General features: G+C 60.6%; 20 protein-coding genes. 10 read left to right on the top strand and 10 right to left on the bottom strand.

Annotated features, from left to right (window positions below; translation table 11 throughout):
* The first annotated feature begins 385 nt into the window (after positions 1-385).
* Positions 386-2533: a glycogen debranching N-terminal domain-containing protein gene (locus LDN90_RS10220; protein ID WP_223948947.1), complete on the top strand. Its 2148-nt coding sequence runs from the start codon at positions 386-388 to the stop codon at positions 2531-2533.
* Positions 2534-2567: 34 nt separating this feature from the next.
* Here the strand turns inward: LDN90_RS10220 and LDN90_RS10215 are convergent, their stop codons facing one another.
* The 4 genes from LDN90_RS10215 to LDN90_RS10200 all read right to left on the bottom strand — a co-directional run bounded on the left by LDN90_RS10215 (position 2568) and on the right by LDN90_RS10200 (position 5061).
* Positions 2568-2840, bottom strand: coding sequence for a hypothetical protein (locus LDN90_RS10215; protein WP_223948946.1), 273 nt, complete (start codon positions 2838-2840; stop codon positions 2568-2570).
* Positions 2841-3047: 207 nt separating this feature from the next.
* The gene (locus LDN90_RS10210; protein WP_223948945.1) at positions 3048-3623 is read right to left on the bottom strand and encodes an NAD(P)-binding domain-containing protein; all 576 of its coding nucleotides are present in this window, start codon (positions 3621-3623) and stop codon (positions 3048-3050) included.
* A 106-nt stretch (positions 3624-3729) separates the two neighbouring features.
* On the bottom strand, positions 3730-4602 hold the full coding sequence (locus LDN90_RS10205) for a class III extradiol ring-cleavage dioxygenase (RefSeq protein ID WP_223948944.1): 873 nt from the start codon (positions 4600-4602) through the stop codon (positions 3730-3732).
* 84 nt (positions 4603-4686) lie between these two features.
* Entirely contained in the window at positions 4687-5061 is a 375-nt protein-coding gene (locus LDN90_RS10200; RefSeq protein WP_223948943.1) for a DoxX family protein, read from the bottom strand.
* 163 nt (positions 5062-5224) lie between these two features.
* Here LDN90_RS10200 and LDN90_RS10195 point away from each other — a divergent pair, with 163 nt between their 5' ends.
* Positions 5225-5752, top strand: coding sequence for a MarR family transcriptional regulator (locus LDN90_RS10195; RefSeq protein ID WP_223948942.1), 528 nt, complete (start codon positions 5225-5227; stop codon positions 5750-5752).
* 881 nt (positions 5753-6633) lie between these two features.
* On the opposite strand, the gene LDN90_RS10190 is transcribed toward LDN90_RS10195, so the two are convergent.
* On the bottom strand, positions 6634-7662 hold the full coding sequence (locus LDN90_RS10190) for an ABC transporter permease (RefSeq protein ID WP_223948941.1): 1029 nt from the start codon (positions 7660-7662) through the stop codon (positions 6634-6636).
* Complete coding sequence (locus LDN90_RS10185; protein WP_223948940.1) at positions 7655-9196, bottom strand: sugar ABC transporter ATP-binding protein; 1542 nt, start codon at positions 9194-9196, stop codon at positions 7655-7657. Before LDN90_RS10185 ends, LDN90_RS10190 begins: the two co-directional genes overlap by 8 nt.
* Positions 9197-9568: 372 nt before the next feature.
* Between LDN90_RS10185 and LDN90_RS10180 the strand changes: the two genes are divergently transcribed.
* From LDN90_RS10180 to LDN90_RS10160, 5 genes are all read left to right on the top strand, one after another.
* On the top strand, positions 9569-10795 hold the full coding sequence (locus LDN90_RS10180) for a cytochrome P450 (RefSeq protein WP_223948939.1): 1227 nt from the start codon (positions 9569-9571) through the stop codon (positions 10793-10795).
* A 176-nt stretch (positions 10796-10971) separates the two neighbouring features.
* The gene (locus LDN90_RS10175; protein ID WP_223948938.1) at positions 10972-11841 is read left to right on the top strand and encodes an SDR family oxidoreductase; all 870 of its coding nucleotides are present in this window, start codon (positions 10972-10974) and stop codon (positions 11839-11841) included.
* Between the two features lie 174 nt (positions 11842-12015).
* A complete protein-coding gene (locus LDN90_RS10170; protein WP_223946793.1) occupies positions 12016-13242 on the top strand; it encodes an acetyl-CoA C-acyltransferase in 1227 nt (408 codons plus the stop codon).
* Complete coding sequence (locus LDN90_RS10165; protein WP_223948937.1) at positions 13243-14046, top strand: enoyl-CoA hydratase/isomerase family protein; 804 nt, start codon at positions 13243-13245, stop codon at positions 14044-14046.
* Positions 14043-14906 carry a 3-hydroxyacyl-CoA dehydrogenase family protein gene (locus tag LDN90_RS10160; RefSeq protein ID WP_223948936.1) on the top strand — a complete coding sequence of 288 codons (864 nt, stop codon included), beginning with the start codon at positions 14043-14045 and terminating at the stop codon, positions 14904-14906. The genes LDN90_RS10165 and LDN90_RS10160 overlap by 4 nt, the downstream gene beginning before the upstream one ends.
* A 276-nt stretch (positions 14907-15182) precedes the next feature.
* Here the strand turns inward: LDN90_RS10160 and LDN90_RS10155 are convergent, their stop codons facing one another.
* Complete coding sequence (locus LDN90_RS10155) at positions 15183-16376, bottom strand: FAD-dependent oxidoreductase (protein WP_223948935.1); 1194 nt, start codon at positions 16374-16376, stop codon at positions 15183-15185.
* Between the two features lie 412 nt (positions 16377-16788).
* On the opposite strand from LDN90_RS10155, the gene LDN90_RS10150 reads away from it, so the two are divergent.
* The 3 genes from LDN90_RS10150 (at position 16789) to LDN90_RS10140 (ending at position 18255) form a co-directional block, all read left to right on the top strand.
* Positions 16789-17289, top strand: coding sequence for an HtaA domain-containing protein (locus tag LDN90_RS10150; protein ID WP_223948934.1), 501 nt, complete (start codon positions 16789-16791; stop codon positions 17287-17289).
* A complete protein-coding gene (locus LDN90_RS10145; protein WP_223948933.1) occupies positions 17289-17807 on the top strand; it encodes a flavodoxin domain-containing protein in 519 nt (172 codons plus the stop codon). Before LDN90_RS10150 ends, LDN90_RS10145 begins: the two co-directional genes overlap by 1 nt.
* Positions 17808-17958: 151 nt before the next feature.
* Positions 17959-18255, top strand: coding sequence for a hypothetical protein (locus LDN90_RS10140; protein ID WP_223948932.1), 297 nt, complete (start codon positions 17959-17961; stop codon positions 18253-18255).
* Positions 18256-18712: 457 nt separating this feature from the next.
* On the opposite strand, the gene LDN90_RS10135 is transcribed toward LDN90_RS10140, so the two are convergent.
* The 3 genes from LDN90_RS10135 to LDN90_RS10125 all read right to left on the bottom strand — a co-directional run bounded on the left by LDN90_RS10135 (position 18713) and on the right by LDN90_RS10125 (position 21911).
* Complete coding sequence (locus LDN90_RS10135; RefSeq protein ID WP_223948931.1) at positions 18713-19975, bottom strand: FAD-dependent oxidoreductase; 1263 nt, start codon at positions 19973-19975, stop codon at positions 18713-18715.
* Complete coding sequence (locus LDN90_RS10130) at positions 19972-20289, bottom strand: 2Fe-2S iron-sulfur cluster-binding protein (RefSeq protein WP_223948930.1); 318 nt, start codon at positions 20287-20289, stop codon at positions 19972-19974. Before LDN90_RS10130 ends, LDN90_RS10135 begins: the two co-directional genes overlap by 4 nt.
* Before the next feature lie 449 nt (positions 20290-20738).
* Positions 20739-21911 (bottom strand): epoxide hydrolase family protein, encoded by a 1173-nt coding sequence (locus LDN90_RS10125; RefSeq protein ID WP_223948929.1) that lies wholly within the window; start codon positions 21909-21911, stop codon positions 20739-20741.
* Positions 21912-21918: the final 7 nt, after the last annotated feature.

Here is a 21918-nt window from a genome sequence, read left to right as displayed (position 1 = left end):
ACATTCATGCTGTACCTAAGCACGAGCGACATGACCTTTCGCCGCGTCGCCGCAGCCTTCGTTCGAGGTGCGCCAAAAAGGCTGTGGGCATGAAGAGTCACCCGCCCTACGCTCCGGCTCGCGAGGACAACGGCCAAGGTCCCCACCCGCGCCGGCACGCTCCTTCTTGAACCTCCTCGGCGGCTCTCACGGCGCAGGACCAGCAGACCCACGGCAGTCATGGCAAGCGTTGAAATATGGGGCGAAAGCTGGCTGAGTGGTGCTGGCATCAATGAACACACAGGCGTAGCGTCGATTGGACAATCGACGGCGGCAAAGTCACGTTGACGCGGTACCTTGTGCAGGTCCGTGGTGAGCCGTTAAGTCAATCCTTTAGGAGCTTGGGATGACTGGATGGAATGTGGACACCGTTGCTGGGCCCCTAGGGCCCGGGACAGTCACCTTGGTGGAGGGCTCGTCTTTCTGTATCTCCACGGCGAACGGGGACATCCATCCGGATTACCCGCACGGGGTTTTCTTCGAGGACACCCGCATCCTGTCCCGCTGGAACCTGACCGTGAACAGTCAACCATTGGAGCCACTGGCCGCGAATACGACTGAGCCATACCGGGCCCTGTTTGTCGGTCGCGTAGTCCGATCGGACGGGTACTCTGACAGCCCGCTGATCGTTGAACGGCTTCGCGAGGTAGGTGTCGGGATTCTGGAGCAGATAACTGTCCGAAACTACGGAAACATCAGTGTTGATTGCGTGGTTTCCCTCTGGGTCGAAGCGGACTTCGCGGACCTTTTCGAGGTAAAGGAGGCCAAAACCCAGCGCCGCTGGAGCGAATCCCGCGAAGCAGATCCCGAATCGCTGACGATCCAGGCCCTCTGGCAGGACGTGAGGAAGGGCGTCGTAGTGTCGGCCATTGGAGCCGACGTGGCACCTGAAGGCCTTAGCTATCATTCTGTTGTCCCGCCGCATGGGGAATGGAGCACGACCGTGAGCGTGGTGCCTACCTCCGACGGGACGGGCCCGATGGCACCGTTCGTTCGTCCGCATGAGGGCGAAATGTCTCCGCAAGACGTGCGCCGACATGAGTGGGTATCCAAGATTCCCGTGCTGCACATGGGCAACAGCTCCATCGAACGGACCCTGCGGCGCAGCTACGACGATCTGGGCGCACTTCGCATTGAGGACCCTGACCACCCTGATCGGAACGTGGTAGCTGCAGGCGCCCCCTGGTTCATGGCGCTGTTCGGACGGGACGCACTTTTGGCCTCCCTTATGGCACTGCCCGTGGATCCGTCCTTGGCCCTTGGCACCATCCAGACGCTGGCCGACCGTCAAGGTCGCGTCGTGGACCCAATAAGCGAGGAAGAACCCGGCAAGATCCTGCACGAGGTCAGGCTCGATGTCTCCAGCGGACTGGCTCTGGGTGGGAAATCCGCCTACTACGGCAGCGTGGACGCCACCCCGCTCTTCGTGACCGTGCTGGGGGAAGTGGGCCGCTGGGGTTTTGCCGCGGAGACCATTTCCGCACTCCTGCCACATGCGGACCGGGCACTGGACTGGATCCGCGACTACGGCGACAAAGACGGTGACGGTTTCGTCGAGTATTCGCGGCTCAATGACCGGGGACTCATCAACCAAGGATGGAAGGACTCCTGGGACGGTATCAACTTCGCTGACGGCAGTCTGGCCGAGCCACCTATCGCGCTGTGCGAGGTGCAGGCTTACGTCTATAGCGCATATCTGAGTCGCTCCATGATCGCCTACGACGCCGGTGACATGGCACTGGCCGAAGAGTATCGAGAGCGGGCGGCGCGGCTGAAGCGGCAGTTTAACGAACAGTTCTGGCTGCCCGATCGCGGTTACTATGCCATCGCACTGGACGGCCGAAAGCGGCCGGTCGATGCATGCGCGTCCAACATGGGGCAATGCCTTTGGTTCGGCATCGTCGACAAAGATAAGGCACCACTAGTAGCGGAACGTCTAATGTCCCCCGAAATGTTCAGTGGCTGGGGGGTGCGTACCCTGGCAACCGACATGGGGGCCTATAACCCCGCAAGCTACCACAACGGGTCGGTCTGGCCCCACGACAATGCGATCATCGCGGCCGGTCTTCTCCGCTATGGCTTTGTGGAACAGGCGCAGCGCATCTCCACAGCGCTGCTGGAGGCAGCACAATACTCAGAGGGAAGACTTCCGGAATTGTTCTGCGGCTTCAGCCGAGAGGTCCTTGACGAACCCGTACCCTATCCCACCGCGTGCTCGCCGCAGGCCTGGGCCGCCACAACCCCGATCCTCTTGGTGAAAAGCCTCATGGGTTACTACGCCGACGTCGCCCGCGGCAGTCTTTGGATGGATCCTGTGCTCCCGGAATCCTACGGTGGACTGCATATCACCAATGCACCAATGGCCGGCAGTCGCATCACCATCGACATTTCCGGTTCCACGGCTACTATTCAGGGGTTGCCGCAAGGGATGGTCTTGCACCACGGCATCCGGCCGTGGGCGGCCGACCTCGTGGAACAGCGCCGAAAGGCATAAGCCTCCACTTCGGAGGCCGTTCGTCTGTCCGGATTCAGTAGGGTGCCGGCAGGTACATGAGCGCCTGATTCACTTTGTAGTTCAGGCCAACATCTTCAGGAGTTACCCATATTTCGAAAGACTCGCACCGTTCATACAGTCTCCGTCTCCCCGTGTCGTCGTAAACCCACGCAATGGCGCCATCGCTTGTGACACGGTCGATGACGCCGCGCGCCATCGTTCGACCCTTTAGGAGGATTTCAGCTGCGGCGCCGTTAACGGAAGTCCAATCGTCAATTCGCCGGAGAGCGCCTGGTTTCGAATTCACGATTTGATCTCTACGGTCGGCGGTATTCGCCGCTCCAGGCGTTGCTTCAGGGTGCCCCGATACGGCACTGAGGTGCCGGAACCTGCTGTTGCAGCTATGGACGCCCTCTGCGGGTCCAAGGTCGGTGGCATGTTTGCCTCTCTTACCTCCGCTCGGTGGCCGTACCTGTGTCCTACTCCAGTGAGGCCAATTCGGGAACACTGGGTGCTACTTGACAACAGCAAAGCCGCCGGTCCAGCCGACCTGTTCGGAAACGGCCAGGGTGATCTGCAGGAAGCCAAGTGCTTCAAGTTCGCGGGCGCGGCGCAAGGAACCTGCGTCTATGCTACGGAGGCCGCCGGCGGTGACGACGTCGGTGAGTGCAGTCTTGGCGTCGGCATCGTCGCCTGCTATGAGCACGGTGGTGAGCTGGTCCCCGACCCTGCCCATGGCGAGGGTGGGGGCCAAGATGGTGTTGAAGGCCTTCAGGACCCTGGACTGCGGGAGTGCTGCGGCTAGTTCCGCAGCTGCGGAGGAGTCTGCCGGGACGGTGAGGGAGTCGAAGGTCTCGAAGTTCACCGGGTTGGTAATGTCGACGACGGTGCGGCCGGAGAGCTGTCCGGCGCGCAGTGCAAGGACTTCATTGATCGCGGGATAGGGCACGGCGAGGATGACGATGTCGCCGGTGACGGGCTGATCTGTGTCCTTGCTGTTGAGGGCTTGGACGGTGTTGCCACCCTTTTCGGCGATGGCCGCGATGGCCTTGCCCATGTTGCCGGTTCCGAGAATGCTGATGCGGGTCATGACGATCTCCTCTTGGTATCCGCACTCTTTGAGTGTCTGGTTGTGATGGCTGTCGGGGACGGGTTAGGCAGCGCCCGGCCCTGGTCAAAAGGTTTGAAGCTCCGGTTCATGCGACTTGGAGCGAGCGTATGGAGTTGCCGAAGCGCATGCGGTCGATGGTGGTGGTGACGCTTTTTGGGTCGGTAGCGGCTCCGAGCGTCAGGAGCAGTGGGACGAAATGGTCCGCGGTCGGGTGCGCGATGCGTGCACCGGGACCTTTGGTCGCGTAATCGGTAAGCGCGTCAACGTCCCCGCTCGTGAGGGCGTTGTTGGCCCACTCGTCGAACGCCTCCATATACCCGACGAGGGCGGGCCGACGCATAGCCTCGAAGCTATGGGTCATGAAACCGGACCCTATGATCAGGACACCCTCTTCGCGAAGATGTTTGAGTCGCTGGCCGAGCTTGAGGAGGGCTTCGGGGGCAAGGCTGGGCATGCTGAGCTGCACGACCGGAACGTCTGCGGCCGGGTACATGGCCATAAGCGGAACAAACGCTCCGTGGTCCAGTCCGCGGTTGGCGTAGTGATGGATGGTGGTCCTGTCGGACAGTGTTGCAGAAATACGCCGGGCCAGCGCGGTTGCGTCCGGGGTGGCGTACTTCAACGTGTAGTAGCGGGGGTGAAAACCGCCGAAGTCGTAATACAGGGGCGTCCCGGCCGCGGCACCGGTGATGGCCATGGGCGCGTTTTCCCAGTGTGCGGAGACGATGACGATCGCGCGGGGCTTGGGCATACTCTGGGACCAGGTGAAGAGGTCGTTGAGCCATTCCGGGTCGTCCAGGGTGGGAGGGGCGCCGTGACTGACGAACAGCGACGGGAGCGGCCCGTCGTCGGGCTGCCACGATTTCTGCGCCTTCGCCAAGGGCAGGACACGTTTGAGCAGGTCATCGTAAGCACCGGCCGGAACGGCCGGATTGAACAGGTCAGTGGTGTTGGTCATGACAAGGGTTTCCTTCACGGATCCGCTGCTGGGGCGGGAGGGCGCTGGCGGAGAGGCGGCCCGGTACTGCCGGGGGTGGTGGTGCTAGAAGGCCCCGGCACCAAAGCGTCCAACGGCCACAACCAGGGCAAGAACGGCGAGGACAACATTGACGAGTGCCATCGACTTCTCGCTCCGTTTGAGGTGGGTGGTTACTGCGCCGACCATCACGATGGCCAACCCCGTCGCAGCCAAGGGAACCAAGTAACCTGCGATACCGGTGGCCGCGGGAAGTATCAGGCCCACGGCCCCCAGAATTTCGGCGAGCCCGATGGCCTTGATCGTGACGGATTTTGAGTCCTCGGTCCAACCCATGCCAGAGGCGGCCAGCTTTTCCCGTGGCTGGAAAATTTTCATGCCACCGGCGGCAAGGAAGGCCAGGGCCAGGAGGGAAGCGATAATCCAGAGGGTGATGTTCACGATGGGTATCCTTTGCTGCGTGGATGCCGGCGGCGTGACCTTCCGACACTTGGTCAATTCTCTTCACGATTGAAGTAAACTGTAAGCAGACTTGCTTCAAGATGCAAGTAGATTTCAATTCTTTTAGTTCAAGGCTGAACCGATGGGTTGGTACAATCGGGCTATGGAAACGTCAGCCAATACTAAAGTGCCCGATCCCGGAGCAGGGGGCAGTCCACCGTCCGCGCCCCGCTGGCTGAATGAGGAGGAACGCGCCACATGGTTTGCTTTCGCCAGCGTCCTTCTGCGGCTTCCCGGAGCACTGGATGCCCAGCTGCAGCACCAAGCCGGCATCAGTCATTTCGACTACATCGTCATGTCCACCCTCTCCGAATCGCCGGGGCGCACACTTAGGATGGGTAGCCTGGCTGTCATGGCCGAATCTGGCCTGCCCCGCCTCTCCCAAGTCGTTGGACGACTCGAAAAGCGGGGCTGGGTTACACGAACAGCTGACCCCACCGACGGACGTTCCACTCTGGCTTCCCTCACTGACGAAGGGTGGGAAAAGGTGGTTGAAACAGCGCCCGGACATGTTGAAGAAGTACGCCGGCTCGTATTCGACCCGCTCACTAAGGCCCAACTGAAGCGCCTTAACGAGCTCAGCCGCCGCATCATGATCACGGTTGACCCCGAAGATCGTTGCCTCCGGTAGTTACCTACGACCTTCGTGGCATCGCGGCTGCAGACGGGATCTCACTCCCGAAATTTTCGTTGTCGCTGGCAGGGGCACGCGGGAGCAGGCAGTTCGAGAAAACCTCGTATCCGTCAAGACGGAACACCATCTGCCTCAGTGAGGCGCCTTCTGTAGAAATCCAAAGAAACGAATCGTCCGGCATGACGGCCTCGACCGTGCCTTTACGGACCAATTTACCGCCCTTCCAAATTTCTACACGCTGCCCGACAGTGCGTTGCCAATCCGGTTGCAGGTGAAGGTCCACCGTTTACTCCTCGTGCACTTCAGTAAGACATGAACAGCTGTCCGGTGACTCCGGGAGCCGAGGGCTCGACGCCCTGGTTTTGCGCATTTTCACAATTTACGTGCTGATATCCGAACGGCGGCTGCGGATGCCGCTCGCTCCCGGCACCCGCCCGGACCCGGTCCGCACGAGCCCGGCTGCGGTATCGTGCCGCTGAAGGGACGGAGCGCTTCCTTGGCGAATGTCCGGTGCCCGGGTATCGAATAGCCAGGACGGCTTGACCGTGTCACCTCATCGTGCAGGGGTGGGTGGTTGGGCTACAACGTGGTCATTCGGGCTGCGCTTCGAACAGTATTCATCTGCATAGTGCATTCCTACCCAGGGGGAGACAACTAGCTGTCTCGGATAGGCCTCTCTCGCGAATCCCGATGCGTTATCCCACCCCGAATCTACCTCCCGAGATGAGCAAACGACTTCTGTTCGTGTCCTTGTGAATCGCATTGTGCTTCCAATCTGTTCTCTTCCTAGTGACTTTTTGGACATTCCATCGTGAGCCGCCGTTGGAATTCAGTCAGGGCATCGCTACAGCCTCAGCCTTAAGAGCCCGCCATCGGGATCAGGTAGCCTCTCCGTTTCCCTTCTTTGCGTTTCTATCGCGTACCCTCACCATGACTTTCGAGAAAACGACAGCAAGTACGAGAACGCCGCCATTGAATACCTGAGTGATCCAGTTCTGGGCGCCGAGGAGCGTGAAGCCGTTGACTGCGATGGCGACGAAAAAGACGCCGATCATCGTACCGACGACGTTCGGATATCCGGGCTTGATGGTGGTCTGGCCGAGGAATACAGCAGCGAGGGCAGGGAATAGAAAGCTGGGTGCTGAAGCGGCATCGGCAGAACCCGATCTCACAGTGAGTAAGACTCCAGCGAAACCAGCCACCAGGGCACCTAGCATGTAGGCGATGAAGACATGCCGTTTGACGCCGATACCCGCGAGCCCCGCGGCACTCCTGTTGGAGCCGATGGCGGCGAGCCTTCGGCCAAACGGGGTCTGATTCAGCAAGTACCAGACGATCGTTGCGGCAAGTAGAAGCAGCCAGAAGGGGCGGGCGATCCCGAGCCACTGTCCAGCACCCCAGGTTCCGATCTCCGCGGGGACACCCTGAACCACCCTGCCTCCCGTGAAAGCGAGCAGAATCCCGTTAATCAGAACGTACGTCCCGAGAGTCACGATGAACGGATCCAGATCCAATGCCGTGATGAGCGCGGCGTTTATCACGCCAGCAACCAGAGCAAAGAGTACGGACACCAGCATTGCCATCCAGAGGGGTACCTGATTGGAGGCGAGTAGGGAGGCCATCGTCACGCTGGAAATCCCCGCAATGGCAGCGACGGAGATGTCGAAGTATCCCGCAACGAGCGTGATGACCATGGCCAGGGCGATGAGACCTGCCACTGATTGGTTGGCGAGAATATTCTGGATGTTGGGTGCCGAGAAGAAAAGCCTCGAGGTTGGAGCTACCAACCCGAACACCAGTATCATCAGAACGAGCAGCCCACCCAGGCCGTATCTTTCAGCAAGGTTGACGGGGCTCCGTCGGGCCCGGTCCTTGGGATCTTTTCTTGCTTCAACCTCTTCAGACAACAACACTGGATTCCTCTCCCCGTTGGTAGATCACTTCGTTCAGCCCCTGCGCACTCAGCTCAGGCGCCCGTACCTCGGCGACAATCCGGCCCTCATGCAGCACGATCGCCCGATCAACGACCTGTGCGAGTTCCTCCAAGTCAGATGTGACGATCAGCGCCGCGCCGCCGGCAGCGACCACCTCACGGACTGCCGAATAGATGTCCGCTCTCGCTCCGACGTCGACACCCTGGGTCGGCTCGTCAAGAAGTAGCAGGCTTGGGCTGAGGCGAAGCCACCGACCCATCACAATCTTTTGCTGATTCCCTCCAGACAGTGACCGGATCGCTACGTCCCCGGATGGCGTCTTCACCCTGAATCGCTTTCGGAGGACGCCGGCGTCACGTTCGATCGCGGCTCGACGGAACCAACCGCCACGCCAATATTTGCCGAGTACGCTCACCGACATGTTTTCATCGACGGTGAGGTTCGGAAATATGCCACCGTTGACACGATCCTCCGGGACCATGATCACGCCAGCAGCGATCGCCTGACCCGGGTTGCGGAAAGCAACGTTTCGTCCGTTCAACTCAACTCGACCAGATGCCAGCCGCAGGTCCCCGTACAGAGCACGTAAGAGCTCCGTCCGGCCGGATCCGAGCAGGCCGGCCACCCCTACAACCTCCCCCGGGCGCAGTTCAAGGTCTACGTTCCGCAGTGGGCCGGCGTCGAGATCGGCAACCTTCAGAACAAGAGGTCCGGGAGCGCGCCCGGGGTGGTGGATTTCGAGGCGGTCTGCGGCTACCTGCCGTTCGGTTCGATCCATCGTCGACCGCTCACCAAGAATTGACCCGATGAGGTCTTGCTCGGTGAGGCTGGCAGTTGCATGTTCGCTGACAACCCTTCCATCGCGCATTACGGTGACGCGCTGCGTGAGTTCGAGAACCTCGTCCAGTCGGTGGCTCACGAAAACTACCGCATGACCCTCTGTGGCCATTCGTCTCACTGCTTTGAAGAGGACGTGTACCTCGTGCCTGGGCAGTGAAGCAGTGGGTTCATCGAGGATGATGATTCCGTGGCGACCATCCATGCCGCGCATCGCCCGTGCCGCCGCGATCTGCGCTCGGACAGCAACGGGAAGGTCGCGAATAAGGTCAGTGGGACGAGCAGCGATGTCCAGCTTCCTTATTGCATCGCGAGCGCCCTGATGCAGTTCGCGCCAACGAACCTGACCGAACCCTGTTGCCGGGTAATCTGTGCCGAGTCGCAGATTCTCGGCGACGCTGAGGTCCGGAAACACTGCAAGGTCTTGGTGGACGACTCTAATGCCGAGGTCGTGAGCGAACCGGGGGTGCATTCGGGCCGCTTCCATGGTGTGACCTGCAATGTGCACCTCACCCGCGTCAGCCTGGACGACGCCGCTGAGAATCTTGATGAGTGTCGACTTGCCGCATCCGTTGCCCCCGACCAAGGCGTGAATCTCCCCTCCGCGTACATCGAGGTTGACACCGTCGAGTGCGCGGGTGCCCGGATACATCTTCGATACACCGCGCACTGACAGGAGTGTTTCGCCGTCGTGCATCACGCCACCCCTCCGAAAGCAACCAAGTGATCGGTTGACATGGCTCCAGCCATAGGCCAAGGTAGGCCTCTTCGCCGCAGTATGCGACGCCGCCGCCACGAGGCAGTGCCGCCGCGGAAATAACAGTTGAGTGACATTGCAGCTCCTTTGCTGTTGTGTCCTACCAAGCTCCGTGCAGGTTAGCATCCAATTCTTAATCAAACAACCGTCGGGTAGCTTCATCGGCTCACTCGCGTAGACAATCGGTCGGTTGGTCGAATAGAATCGCGATGGCACAGTGCAGTGCGATCGAAGTGCTGCAACAATTCAGTGCTTCGGGATCGAGACCACCAGAAAAGGAAGCGCATGAAGAACGCGACTAAGGCATCCCGTCAGGGAGCACAGTTTCCACCGCGGCTACCGATTGAACGCGACCCCGTCGACCGAGTGGCACCGTCATCCAAGCTCGCCGAGGCTCGTCGGAGCGGAGAGTGGCCATCTTTCGACTTCATCGACCCGATGGTCGGTGGCTCCGGCGTCCAAGATGCGAAGGCTATCACGCGATATGCGGAAGTACGCGAAGTACTGCGAGCTCCGGGAACGCGGTTGGGTATCGTCGTCCATGCGGAAGAAGAGTCGCTAAAAATGCCAGGCATGCTTCTCGTCGGAGAAGGCGAGGAGCATAGGCGGGCTAAGTCCGTGCTCGTAAGGCACCTCAACCCGAGGCGGGTACAGGAATTGAGGCCCGAGCTTGAGCGTATCGTCGACGAACTGCTGGACCGACTTGCAACACAACCCAGTCCAATAGATCTCGTTGCGGAGTACACGTCCCAGCTTCCGGCTCTGATGGTTTCGCACCTACTCGGGATACCGTACGAAGAAGCCAGCAAGATTGACCACTGGACGCGGAAACAGTCAGACCAGACAGTCAGTGCCGGGGAAGTTCAGACCGCCATAAGCGAGTTGAAGGCGTATACCGCCGAGAAGGTGACTAAGGCTCGGGAAAATCCAGGCAACGACCTTCTAAGCGCGCTGGTCCACGATCACACCGACGTTCTTAGTGACGAGGAGTCTGGCGGCCTCGTCTTTAGCATCATCACCGCGTCCCTCGATACGACTGCGAGGTTCAGCACTCTCGTCATCTTGACGCTGCTGCGAAACGCAGAGCAACGGGCCATCATGCAGGAAGCAGGCGGGATATCCGAAGCGAACATCGACGAGCTCATTCGCTATCTCTCCCCTGCCCCGGCCGCGCAATGGCGATACATTACGGAGGACCTCGAGATTGGCGAGAAGTCATTGAAAGCTGGTGAACGCGTGCAAGTTTCACTCCTGGCGGCCAACTGGGATCCGGAACTGGTGGGCGACCATCCGGAACTCGATCTCCGACGCAAGCCCATACCGCATGTTGCGTTTGGCTACGGTATGCACCAGTGCCCAGGGCAGCACCTCGCGCGCCTTGAAGTCAGCATTCTCGTGAGCAAGCTCTTCAATCGCTACCCTGGTCTTCGACTCGCAGAGGACATTGATGACCTTGAGTGGCTCAAAGATGACCTGCTTTACGCCACACGCACGCTCCCGGTCACGTGGTGATAGAACCGAAGCTTTTGCCGCAGACAGCGCCCCGCACTGGCTGTTGTTTCTTCGGCCTTGTCGAAACCCAAGTGACGAGCCGAATCAACAGCACAGCCAGCTCACGGCCCCGCTCCGCCAGACCTTAGTCCGCTGGGGGCAGAATATCCACAAGAATCCGTGAAAGGAACGACCGCATGAGCATCGTTATAACTGGCGCAACGGGCCAGCTGGGTCGCCTCGTCATCGAGGCCCTATTGGACCGCGGTGTTCCCGCCGGGGGCATCGTCGCCGCGGGCCGCTCCATTGGGAAGCTGGCAGATCTCGCCGGTCTCGGAGTCAAGGTCACATCATTGGACTACGAAGACGCCGCCTCTGTCGCTGGAGCGTTGAAAGGGGCCAGCAGAATATTGCTGATCTCCAGCAGTGAGGTCGGCCAGCGTGTGGAGCAACACCGCACTGTTATCGAAGCGGCCGGGGACGAGGGCGTGGAGCTGCTTGCCTACACCAGCATCGCGAACGCCGACACAACTGGCATGAAGCTCGCCGCAGAACACCAAGCTACAGAGTCAATCCTCGTGGAATCCGGAGTCCCCTTCGCACTCCTACGGAATAGCTGGTACCTGGAGAACTACACCGGCCAATTGTCGGTAACGCTGGCCCAGGGGGCGTTGGCGGGCAGCGCTGGAAATGGCAAGGTCAGCGCTGCCTCCCGCGCCGACTACGCAAACGCTGCCGCTGCCGTCCTGTTGGCAGAAAACCAGGCGGGCAAGGTATATGAACTTGGTGGAGATGAAGCGTTCACCATGAACGACTTGGCAGCCGAGATCACCGCGGTCTCGGGTCAGACGATTACCTACAAGAATCTTCCTGCCGACGACTACATTGGCCTGCTGACTGGTGTGGGCGTACCGGAATCTTTCGCGCATATCCTTGCCGATTCCGACCTGGGCATCGCGCGCGGAGATCTCTTGGTTACCGGCGGTGACCTTCGCAGGCTGATTGGACGGCAGGCAACCTCCTTATCCGAGGCCGTACGCTCGGCTGCCGCCAGCGTCTTGCCCTAATCCAGCCCGGTCAGGAGATGGAGCCTTGAGTGCCTGGATGTCCGCACAGCATGGGAGCCCCAGCGGCGGTGACGCGATATTACATTGACCGTGCGCCACCCCCGTGTAATCTTTATAGAACGAACGGTCAGTAATTGGCTTCTGACCCCCACTCACTTCGCGAAGGATGTTCTCATGGTCGAGGCTTTTCTTGTTGGCGGCGCACGGACGCCGGTTGGTCGTTACGGCGGGGCATTGTCCTCAGTCCGTCCTGACGACCTCGCCGCGCTGGTGGTCCGTGAGGCAGTGGCGCGTGCCGGCGTCGATCCTGACTCCATTGATGAGGTAATCCTCGGCAACGCCAACGGCGCTGGCGAGGAGAACCGCAACGTGGCCCGCATGGCGACCATCCTCGCAGGACTTCCCCTCCACATTCCGGGCATCACCGTTAACAGGCTCTGTGCCTCCGGCCTGAGCGCCATCATCATGGCGAGCCAGATGATCAAGTCCGGCGCCGCGGACATCGTAGTGGCCGGTGGCGTCGAATCCATGAGCCGGGCACCCTGGGTCCAGGAGAAGCCGACCACTGCATTCGCCAAGCCGGGCCAGATCTTCGATACGTCCATCGGCTGGCGCTTCGTCAACCCGCTCTTCACCAAGGGCGAGCTCTCCCGGGACGGCAAGATGACCTACTCCATGCCTGAAACGGCCGAGGAAGTGGGCCGCGTGGACAACATCTCCCGCGAGGATGCAGACGCTTTCGCTGTCCGCTCGCACGAGCTCGCGCTGGCAGCCATTGCAGGCGGCCGGTTCAAGGACGAGATTGTTCCGGTCACCGTCAAGACCCGCAAGTCCGAGACCGTGGTGGACACTGATGAGGGTCCCCGCGAAGGCACCACCATGGATGTCCTGGCTGGGCTCCGGCCAGTAGTTCCCGGTGGCTCCGTCGTCACTGCGGGCAACTCCTCCAGCCTGAACGATGGAGCCTCCGCGATCATCGTTGCCTCCGAGGCAGCCATCAAGAAGTTCGGCCTGACGCCTCGCGCCCGCATCATCGATGGCGCTTCGGCGGGCTGTGAGCCGGAAATCATGGGCATCGGTCCTGTCCCGGCAACGCAGAAGGTCCTTGCCCGCACTGGCCTTACCGTGGACCAGCTCGGCGCAGTGGAACTCAACGAAGCTTTTGCCACCCAGTCCCTTGCCAGCATGCGGCGCCTGGGGCTGGACCCGGGAATCGTCAATAACGACGGCGGTGCCATCAGTTTGGGGCACCCGCTGGGTTCCAGCGGGTCACGTCTGGCCATTACCCTCCTGGGCCGCATGGAGCGGGAGCTTGCCAGCAACAATGGACCGAAGCTTGGCCTTGCCACGATGTGCATCGGCGTGGGCCAGGGCACGGCAATGCTGCTGGAAGGCGTGTAAATGGCACTGAACCAGGAAGACTTCAGCACCCTTCTCCTCGAGGACCGTGACGACAGGCTCACTGTTCTTCTCAACCGTCCCGAAGTACGCAATGCGATAGACCAGGAGATGGTAGATGAACTCCATCTGGTGTGTGCCGAACTGGAGCGCAACCCCAAGGTCCTGATCCTTACTGGCGCCGAGGGCGTGTTCGCGTCCGGTGCTGACATTGGACAACTCCGGGAACGCCGGCGGGATGACGCACTGCGGGGAATCAATTCCACAATCTTTGTCCGCATCGCCAAGCTGCCGATGCCCGTCATCGCAGCTTTGGACGGCTATTGCCTAGGCGGCGGTGCGGAGCTTGCCTACGCGGCAGATTTCCGCATCGGGACCCCAAGTGTGCGGATTGGCAACCCCGAAACAGGCCTGGGAATCCTTGCTGCGGCCGGCGCCAGTTGCCGGCTCAAGGAGCTTGTGGGCGAACCAAAAGCCAAGGAAATCCTCCTGGCCGGTACCGTGTTGCGGGCCGAGGAAGCGTTGCGGATCAGTTTGATCACCGAGATTCACGAGGCCCCTGAGCTCATGGAGGCCGCGCACAATCTGGCTGACAGGATCGGCCGCCAGGACCCCCTTGCGGTCCGCATTACCAAGTCGGTGTTCCACGCTCCAGCCGAAGCACACCCACTGATCGACACCCTTGCCCAGGGGATTCTGTTCGAATCCCAGGCCAAATTCGATCGAATGCAGGCTTTCCACGATAAAAAGTCGGCGAAAGCTTCGCAAGATACTGACGCTCCCACGCAAGACAGGACCGAAAAATGACAGCAGTTCCCGCTATCCCCCACGTCGTTGGAGTCCTGGGCGGTGGCCGGATGGGTGCAGGCATCGCGCACGCGTTCCTCACCAAGGGCGCCACGGTGGTGGTGATTGAACGTGACCATGAGGCAGCGGCCGGGGCGCAGGGCCGCGTCGCGGAGGCTGTGGCGAAATCAGCTGCCCGCGGCACCCTTCACGGGAGCCCTGAGGAAGCGATGGCCCGCTTCAGCACCTCCACGGACTACGAATCGTTAATCCACTGCGGCCTCGTAGTAGAAGCCGTGCCCGAGGACTACGAGCTCAAAGTCACGGCACTGAAAGCCGTGGAGGAACACCTCTCCGCCGATGCCTACCTCGCGTCCAACACCTCATCCCTGTCCGTCACAGGGCTCGCCAACGAATTGCACCGCCCCGCAAACTTCGTGGGGCTGCACTTCTTTAACCCGGTGCCCGCCTCCACCCTCATCGAAGTGGTGCTGGCCAAAGAGACTTCGCCCGAACTCGCCCAAGCGGCGAAGAACTGGACCGTCGCACTCGGCAAGACCGCCGTCGTCGTTAATGACGCGCCCGGCTTCGCGTCCTCAAGGCTGGGCGTCGCTATTGCCTTGGAGGCAATGCGCATGGTCGAAGAGGGTGTGGCATCAGCGGAGGACATCGACGCCGCGATGGTCCTTGGGTACAAACACCCCACCGGGCCGCTCAAGACCACCGACATCGTGGGTTTGGATGTTCGTCTGGGCATCGCGGAGTACCTGCATTCCACGCTGGGTGACCGCTTCGCGCCACCACAAATACTCCGGGACAAAGTAGAACGCGGCGAACTAGGACGCAAAACCGGCAAAGGCTTCTTCACCTGGAACAACTAAGAACGCTGCGGGTCCTTGCACGACCAAGGGCCCGCAGCTTCGAGGGAGCATCTCAAGCGCTTCCGGGCCGAGGAACTGGTGCCCGCAACCTATACGCTCAACCCGACGGTAGTGGCCTGGTTGGAAGCAAAGGGCGGTACCTCAGCGAGGATCTCCCCCGCTGGGGTACCGCCAAAAAACCCGCATTGTGTGTTCCCGTCTCCGGCAAAAGCTGCCTAAAAGGTCCGGCCCCGCCAGTTGGGGCTACGCGGACCTTTTGGCCGCTATTGCAAGGCGCTATGCCGACATCGAGAGCGCCTTACGCTCGTCGGTCAGCCAACGCTTGAAACGCGCCGCTCGTTCCTTCATGCCGACAAGGACAACACCCACTGGTGCACCAGCTCGTCTATAGGCGACTGCGCATTCGGCGGAGAGGTCACCCTCGAGAATCTCGACTTCGTCAGCGAGCCCGAGCATTCCGTAAGACGTCAGGCGCACGTCGCCTTGATCCGACCAGAACCAAGGCATTAGGGCGACTGCCGGCGGAATGTCCCGGGTGACTCCGAGGTCGTAGAGAAGAGTTCGCGCTGCGAATCGGGCAGTGTCAATGGCTGTCTGCCAGTGCTCGATACGAAGTGGAGGGGCATTGAAGACCGGATTCGCGAAGCGCGCTGCATCGCCTACGGCAACGACACCCGGTCTGCCTCCTGCACGCATCTGAGCATCGCAGAGAATTCCGTTGGTGAGATCAAGACCGTTTCCATCGAGCCAGCCAGCGTTAGGTACGGATCCGATCGTTTCAAGGAGGATGTCAGCGGGAAGTCGTTGCCCGTTGTCGAGCACCACACCCTCAACCCGCCCGTTGCCCTCAGTCGCTAAAATCGTCCGCGACATATGGAAACGCACACCGATCGCCTCGTGTCTACGCTGAACTTCGCCGCCTACCATTTCTCCCAGAGGAACGAACATCGCGCAGGGGTCCATTGCGACCACGTCGACCTCACAGCCGAGTTTGCGGGCAGTCGCCGCCACCTCACATCCGATAAAGCCCGCTCCCAAGATGACAACGTGGGCACCAGGGACCAAGGCACTTCGAAGGGCAGCCGCATCTTCGAGCGTGCGAAGTACGGTTCGCCCCTGTACCGGGCCCGGTGCCGACAAACGTCGCGATGAAACTCCGGTTGCGGCCACGAGGCCGCTGAAGCTGAGCTCAGTACCCGTGGCCAAGGTCAGGACACGGGACTCGAGGTCGGCCTTCACCACAGGAGATCCTAGTAGCCAGTCGACATCGGCCACGCTGTCGCTAAGGGCGAAAGTCAAGTCCTCGCGTTCCATCGTCCCCCAGAGCAATTCCTTCGAGAGAGGCGGTCGGTTGTAGGGCATCTCCCGTTCGTCAGAAGCAACTACGATCCGGTCGGTCCACCCTCCGGCGCGGAGGTTCTCGGCCGTTCGAAGGCCGGCAAGGGCTCCTCCGGCGATGACAATAGTCATGGCATACCTACTAAGACGGCGGATAACGTCACGCCGTCGAGCGCTCCGCTTCCAGCCGGAGCGGAAGGGATATCAACACCAAACACTAGGACTCCTATCTACGCACTATGAGCGGCGTGAGGTCACATGGGGGTCGTTTCGCCCGATCACTAGCCCACCGCGTAGCGACTTCTGACGCCTGCTAGAAAGCTAGCATCAAGCAGCCAATCAAACAACTGGCCGGTTTATAAATCGCCTTGGCATTCATTGCGGCAAGTTGACGTCGATCAACATTTTCCGCCGATTGACAGGGATACGAAAGCGTCGAGCGTTCCCGTTGACAACCGGTCGGTTGGTTGAAATAATCAAATGGTTATTGCCATGGTCCTTAGTTCGAGGACGTTGAAATTGGCCACCGTCGAAAGGTGTCGCTGTGGATTCGCTCGCTTGCCTGTGGGGCATCAAAGCAAGCTTCAGGCGGTATCTCGCTATGCAGCCTGGTGCGGAGGCCACCGTTGGCGGTGGAGCTGCCTCCACGGCACGTAGTGAGTTCCTGTTCCCTGCGGCAGTCGGAGTCGATCTTCTCCCGCCCACCGGGCATGGCGAAATGAAGTTTGAGGGCGACGTTCAGTTCACTGCCCACGGCGGTTTGCTTAACGTCATACTCGCGGACCCGTGTATTCAACGCGGCGACGACCAGATCTTACTGAGTGTCATCACGGGACAATACTCCGGATCTGCAGGGAGCCAAACGGTTGTCGCCGAACTCGTTGAGCGGGTCGAAGTGGACGGCTCAATTACTTACGATGCGACGTTGGCGTCCTCTGGCGTCAAGGTCTTCGGCGGTGTCTACTCCGCTGGTGAACCTCTTGATGCGGTCCGAATCATACATAACCCCCTGTCAATAGCCACGCCGAGAGCAAAGAAGAACTAATGATGACCCAGACCACTTATGACATTCGCATCATCTTTGGATCGGAATCGGGTGGTGGCGAACTTACCGCAGAAGACATATCGGAGTCGCTCCCTGAAGGGTTCCAAGCGCGGATCGAAAGTATGGCTGACGTTGATGTCGCAACTCTGACCGACGGGGCTTTCCTCTTCGTCATTTGCTCAACATATGGGGAGGGCGAACTGCCCATGGGTGCGCAACCCTTTCACGATGCGCTCGAATCCGCGCGGCCCGATCTAAAGGGCTTGAGATACGCTGTTTTCGGCCGGGGCGACAAGACCTACCTCAAGACCTTCGCGCAAGGCAGTGTCATCATCGACAGCCTGCTCGCCGAGTTGGGCGCAGAACGCTTCGGTGACGTCTGCCATCACGACGCGAGCGACTGGAGCATCAGTGATGATCTCGCCATCGAGTGGGCCGCAGGGATCGTTAAGGGCTTCTTTATGGACGAAATATCAGCACAAACGGTCGCTGTCGGTCAGTCTGCGAAGGCCACCTAAGCGGCTGTTGCCTCTACGGAGGGTCCCTCCTGGCGCCGCACACCAGCATTCCAGCACAGGCGGTAGACCGGCGGCAGCGTTAAGGCTTCAACCGGGCTGTACGCACGAGACCTAGTTTCAGGAGCCGAACGCGCAGCCTAGGGGCAAGCCGATGGCAACACTCCTCGTAGCCGAACCAGCAGCAGGGTTAACGGCCCGCGCTGCCTCCTGCGAGTCATCCCTGACCATCAATACCGCCTTCTCCCGAGGCGAGAAGTCCGAACGGCGACGACGGGAACTGGATCTTTGCAGCCTGCCCGCAGCACAATCGGAGCGCTTCCGGAACCTCGAGCCGAGCGGATATGTCGTTAGTTGTGTCCCACTGGCCGGGCTGGTGTCCAGATCCACGATGGTAGTCATCCAGGGTTCGGACCCGGTCCGTGCTCTCGTTGACGGGTCCGGGAAATAGCGCACGGACCGGGAGCGATGCCCGTCAATGCCCAGGATCCGCGGACGATGTCTCTCGCACGCCCGCTCCTCGCAGGAATACCCCTCAGCGGCGGGAAGACCTCCCGCTGGCCTGCAGCGGCGGTGGTGGAGATAACGCGGTAGTCGGGCAGGCAGAAAAGAAGGGTCGCAGCTTCCGCTGCGACCCCGGAAGGCTCGCTCAAGATTCGTAGTGCTGTTCACATTGAATGCGAAACAAATACTCTTCCCGCCAGCGCCATGGGCCGATTGTCCTCAAGGACACGTACACCAGAGTCCTCGTCCCCCATGCGCCTTTGGCGGAACGCCGGCCCGGCACTCTGCGCGCCACACCGGCATACCGCCGTACAGGCTCCCTCAACCTAATAGCGAATTTGGGCCCAAGTATGATGCCGGCGCTCGACCGCTCCGCTGCATATTCTGCGCCTTCCGCAACAGTTCTAAGGCACTTTTGTCGTCAAGCTCTTGAGCTGGATCGAGGTGTCGGCAAGCTCCTCGGCGGTCGCTGGCGTGCCTTGCGCGACCAGGAGCTTCCCCTGCGCGAAGTCCGCTATTGAATTGATGCAGTCCAGAGCGACGACCCTGCCACCGCGAAGGTAGATGACACTGAATTTGGACTGCCCGGGCTCGCCTCGAAGGATTGCCTCGTCGTGGCCAGCCTGCAGACCCACCGTCTGCAGCCGGGTGTCGAATTGATGTGACCAGAACCACGGTGGAGTCATACCTTCGTTAGGCGTCGATAGAATCGCGCTCGCAACGGCCTTACCGTGCTCGACGGCGTTGGGCACGGATTCCAGACGAACGCGTATCCCACCGGCGAACGGACTCTTGTAGTTGGCGCAGTCCCCGACAGCGAAGATGTGAGGAACCGAGGTGCGGCAGTCACCATCTACCTCGACGCCGTTAGAGCAGACGACGCCGGCCGCTGCAAGCGGCTCGACATTCGGAATCAGACCGACACCGACGATAACCAAGTCGGCAGGCAAGATCTGGCCGTCGCTGAGTTGCACTCCTGCTACGTGGTCGTGTTCGCCGAGAATCTGTTCAACGCCCGAGCTAAGCAGAACTGTGGTGCCGGAAGCCCTGTGGAGGTCTGAGTAGAAGTCAGAGACCGCAGCACAGGTTACACGTGCCAGCAGGCGTTCCTGCACTTCGATAACAGTCACGCTAACACCTCGCTGAACGAGCGCTGCCGCAGCTTCCAGGCCTATGTAACCTCCACCGATGATAACGGCGTTCCGTGCACCAACGAGGCTCCCCCGCAACCGCTCAGCGTCAGCGTGATTGCGCAAGCTAAAGACGCCGGAAAGGTCTGCTCCCGGTACGGTGAGCCTCCGCGCCCGCCCGCCGGCCGCCCAGACGAGGTGCGAGTAGCCGATCCGTAGACCCACACCAGTCAGGACCTCGTGCGCTTCGACATCGACAGATTCAACGGTCATACCGGAGATCAAGTCGATTGAGTTCTTTGTCCAGTAATCGGCGGACCTGAAGCGGAACTCTCCCACCTCTGCATCGCCGCGGAGGTACGCCTTCGAAAGCGGCGGTCGCTCATATGGCAATTCGTTCTCTGCGTCCACTATTGCTATGGAACCGCTGAATCCACCCTGGCGAAGAGACATTGCTGTCTGCACTCCGGCTTGCCCGGCACCGACGATAAGCACATCGTAGGACCGGGGTCCGCCAGCAGAAGACTCCCCGCTCATTGGTGATCAGAGATTCGCGAGGTAAAGCCATGCATGTCGGGGTGGACGCGGATCTGGCACGCGAGCCGGCTCTCGGGCCTCACATCATCCATCATGGAAAGCAACTCACGCTCGCCCTCCGATTGCGGGGCGACCCGGTCGCTCCACTCGTTGGAAACGTATATGTGGCACGTTCCGCAGGTGAGTTCCCCGCCGCATTCTCCAACGATCCCAGGCACGTCGTTTTGGAGGGCCGCCCGCATGAGGGATTCACCGTCCGTGGCGTTTACTGTGTGCTCGGTGTCATCGACTGACACATACGTGATCTGCGTCATTATTATGTCCTCATCGTTTGGGCCGTCGCACGTTCTCTGGCCGCCTGGAGGCGAGCACGTCCCGGCGAGCTGGCGGTGGGGTCACGCAATCGCTTGCGCTTGAGTACCCTTAGTCTACCATTCATTTGGTTGATTAGACCCGTGGCGCGGGTAGGGATTGGCGGCAGTCGGTCACCTTGGCTAGTCCCGACGCCGGCGAAGAACCTGGCCTGGGCTCTTTCCCTTGAGAGCGGACGGCGCCGCCCAGAATCCCACAATGGGGCAGGATCACAGGGCCCCAAGCTGAAGGCCCCCGAAGGCTAGTGGGCTTGCCCGCGGCTGGGTGATCCGGCTCGTCGCGGACCTACTACGCGGTGGCCGGTCCCTGAAAGAACAGCGGCGCGGAGCTGATCGCTCCGCGCCGGTGTTCCGCACGAAATACTACATACAGGCAGAGAGAAACTTCCGCCCTATCCGACGCTCCTCTCGGCAGGCACGCCTGACATTGCACGGAGCGACTCTCGAATATCGGTAGCCAGGAGTTGTGGCTGTTCCAACGCCGGGAAATGACCGCCCTTCGCTTGCGGAGTCCACCGCACAACGTTGTAATGATGCTCCGCCACCCGCCGCGTTGCGCGATAGAGCTCGTGCGGAAAGATTGCCACGGCAACGGGCGACTCGACCCGCTCTGATGAGGGACCCATCATCCCTGCGGCGCCGGTCTCGAAGTAGAGCCGGCCCGACGACCCACCGGTCGCGGTGACCCAATACGTCATGATGTTGGCCAGGATCTCATCCTTGCTGAGTACTGACTCAAGGACGCCGCCATTGTCAGTCCAAGTGTTGAGCTTCTCGACGATCCATGCCGCGAGTCCAACCGGGGAGTCGACCAGCGAATAGGCGATAGTCTGTGGTTTGGTCGCCTGCAGTGCCAAATAGCCCGTTTCTACCATGTTGTATACGGCCTGGTCGGCAGCCAATTGCGCCTCTTCCGCCGTCGGGTCGCCATCCTCCGGCCGAAGGCCACCTGTAACCAGGAACGTAACATGTAGTCCAGCAACCCGGTCGGGATGACGAACTGACAACTGACCCGCGAGCACCGAGCCGAAATCGCCGCCATGGGCAAAGAACGTGTCGTAGCCAAGTCCCGTCATGAGCTCAGCGAACGCGTCGGCGATCCTGCCCGGATGCCAGCCGGCCTCAGTCGTCGGCCCACTGAAGGCAAAACCCGGAACCGACGGGATGACAAGATCGAAAGCGTCCTCGGCACGCCCGCCGTGCGCAACCGGATTGCTTAGTGGTCCTATTACCTTCAGGAACTCCAGCGGAGAACTGGGCCAGCCGTGCAGTAGCAACAGTGGCTTAGCTTCAGCTTCCGGCGACTTCACATGAAGGAAGTGGACATGCTGCCCATCGATGATCGTGGTGAACTGCGGGAAGGCGTTGAACCGCTTCTCGAAGGCGCGCCAGTCGAAATGGTCCTTCCAATACGTTACGAGTTCCCGCAGGTAGCCGAGATCCGCGCCGTAGGTCCAGCCGGAGCCGGGGATAGCGTCGGGCCAGCGGGTGCCTGCGAGACGACGATCCAGATCAGCAAGGACCTCGTCGGAAACGTCGACACTAAAGGGTCGGAACTCCATCATCACTGTC

The organism is Arthrobacter sp. NtRootA1, assembly GCF_019976975.1.
GTDB lineage: Bacteria > Actinomycetota > Actinomycetes > Actinomycetales > Micrococcaceae > Arthrobacter > Arthrobacter aromaticivorans.
The sequence above is the reverse complement of the archived record's forward strand: the minus strand, read 5'-3'. Positions and strand labels throughout refer to the sequence as shown.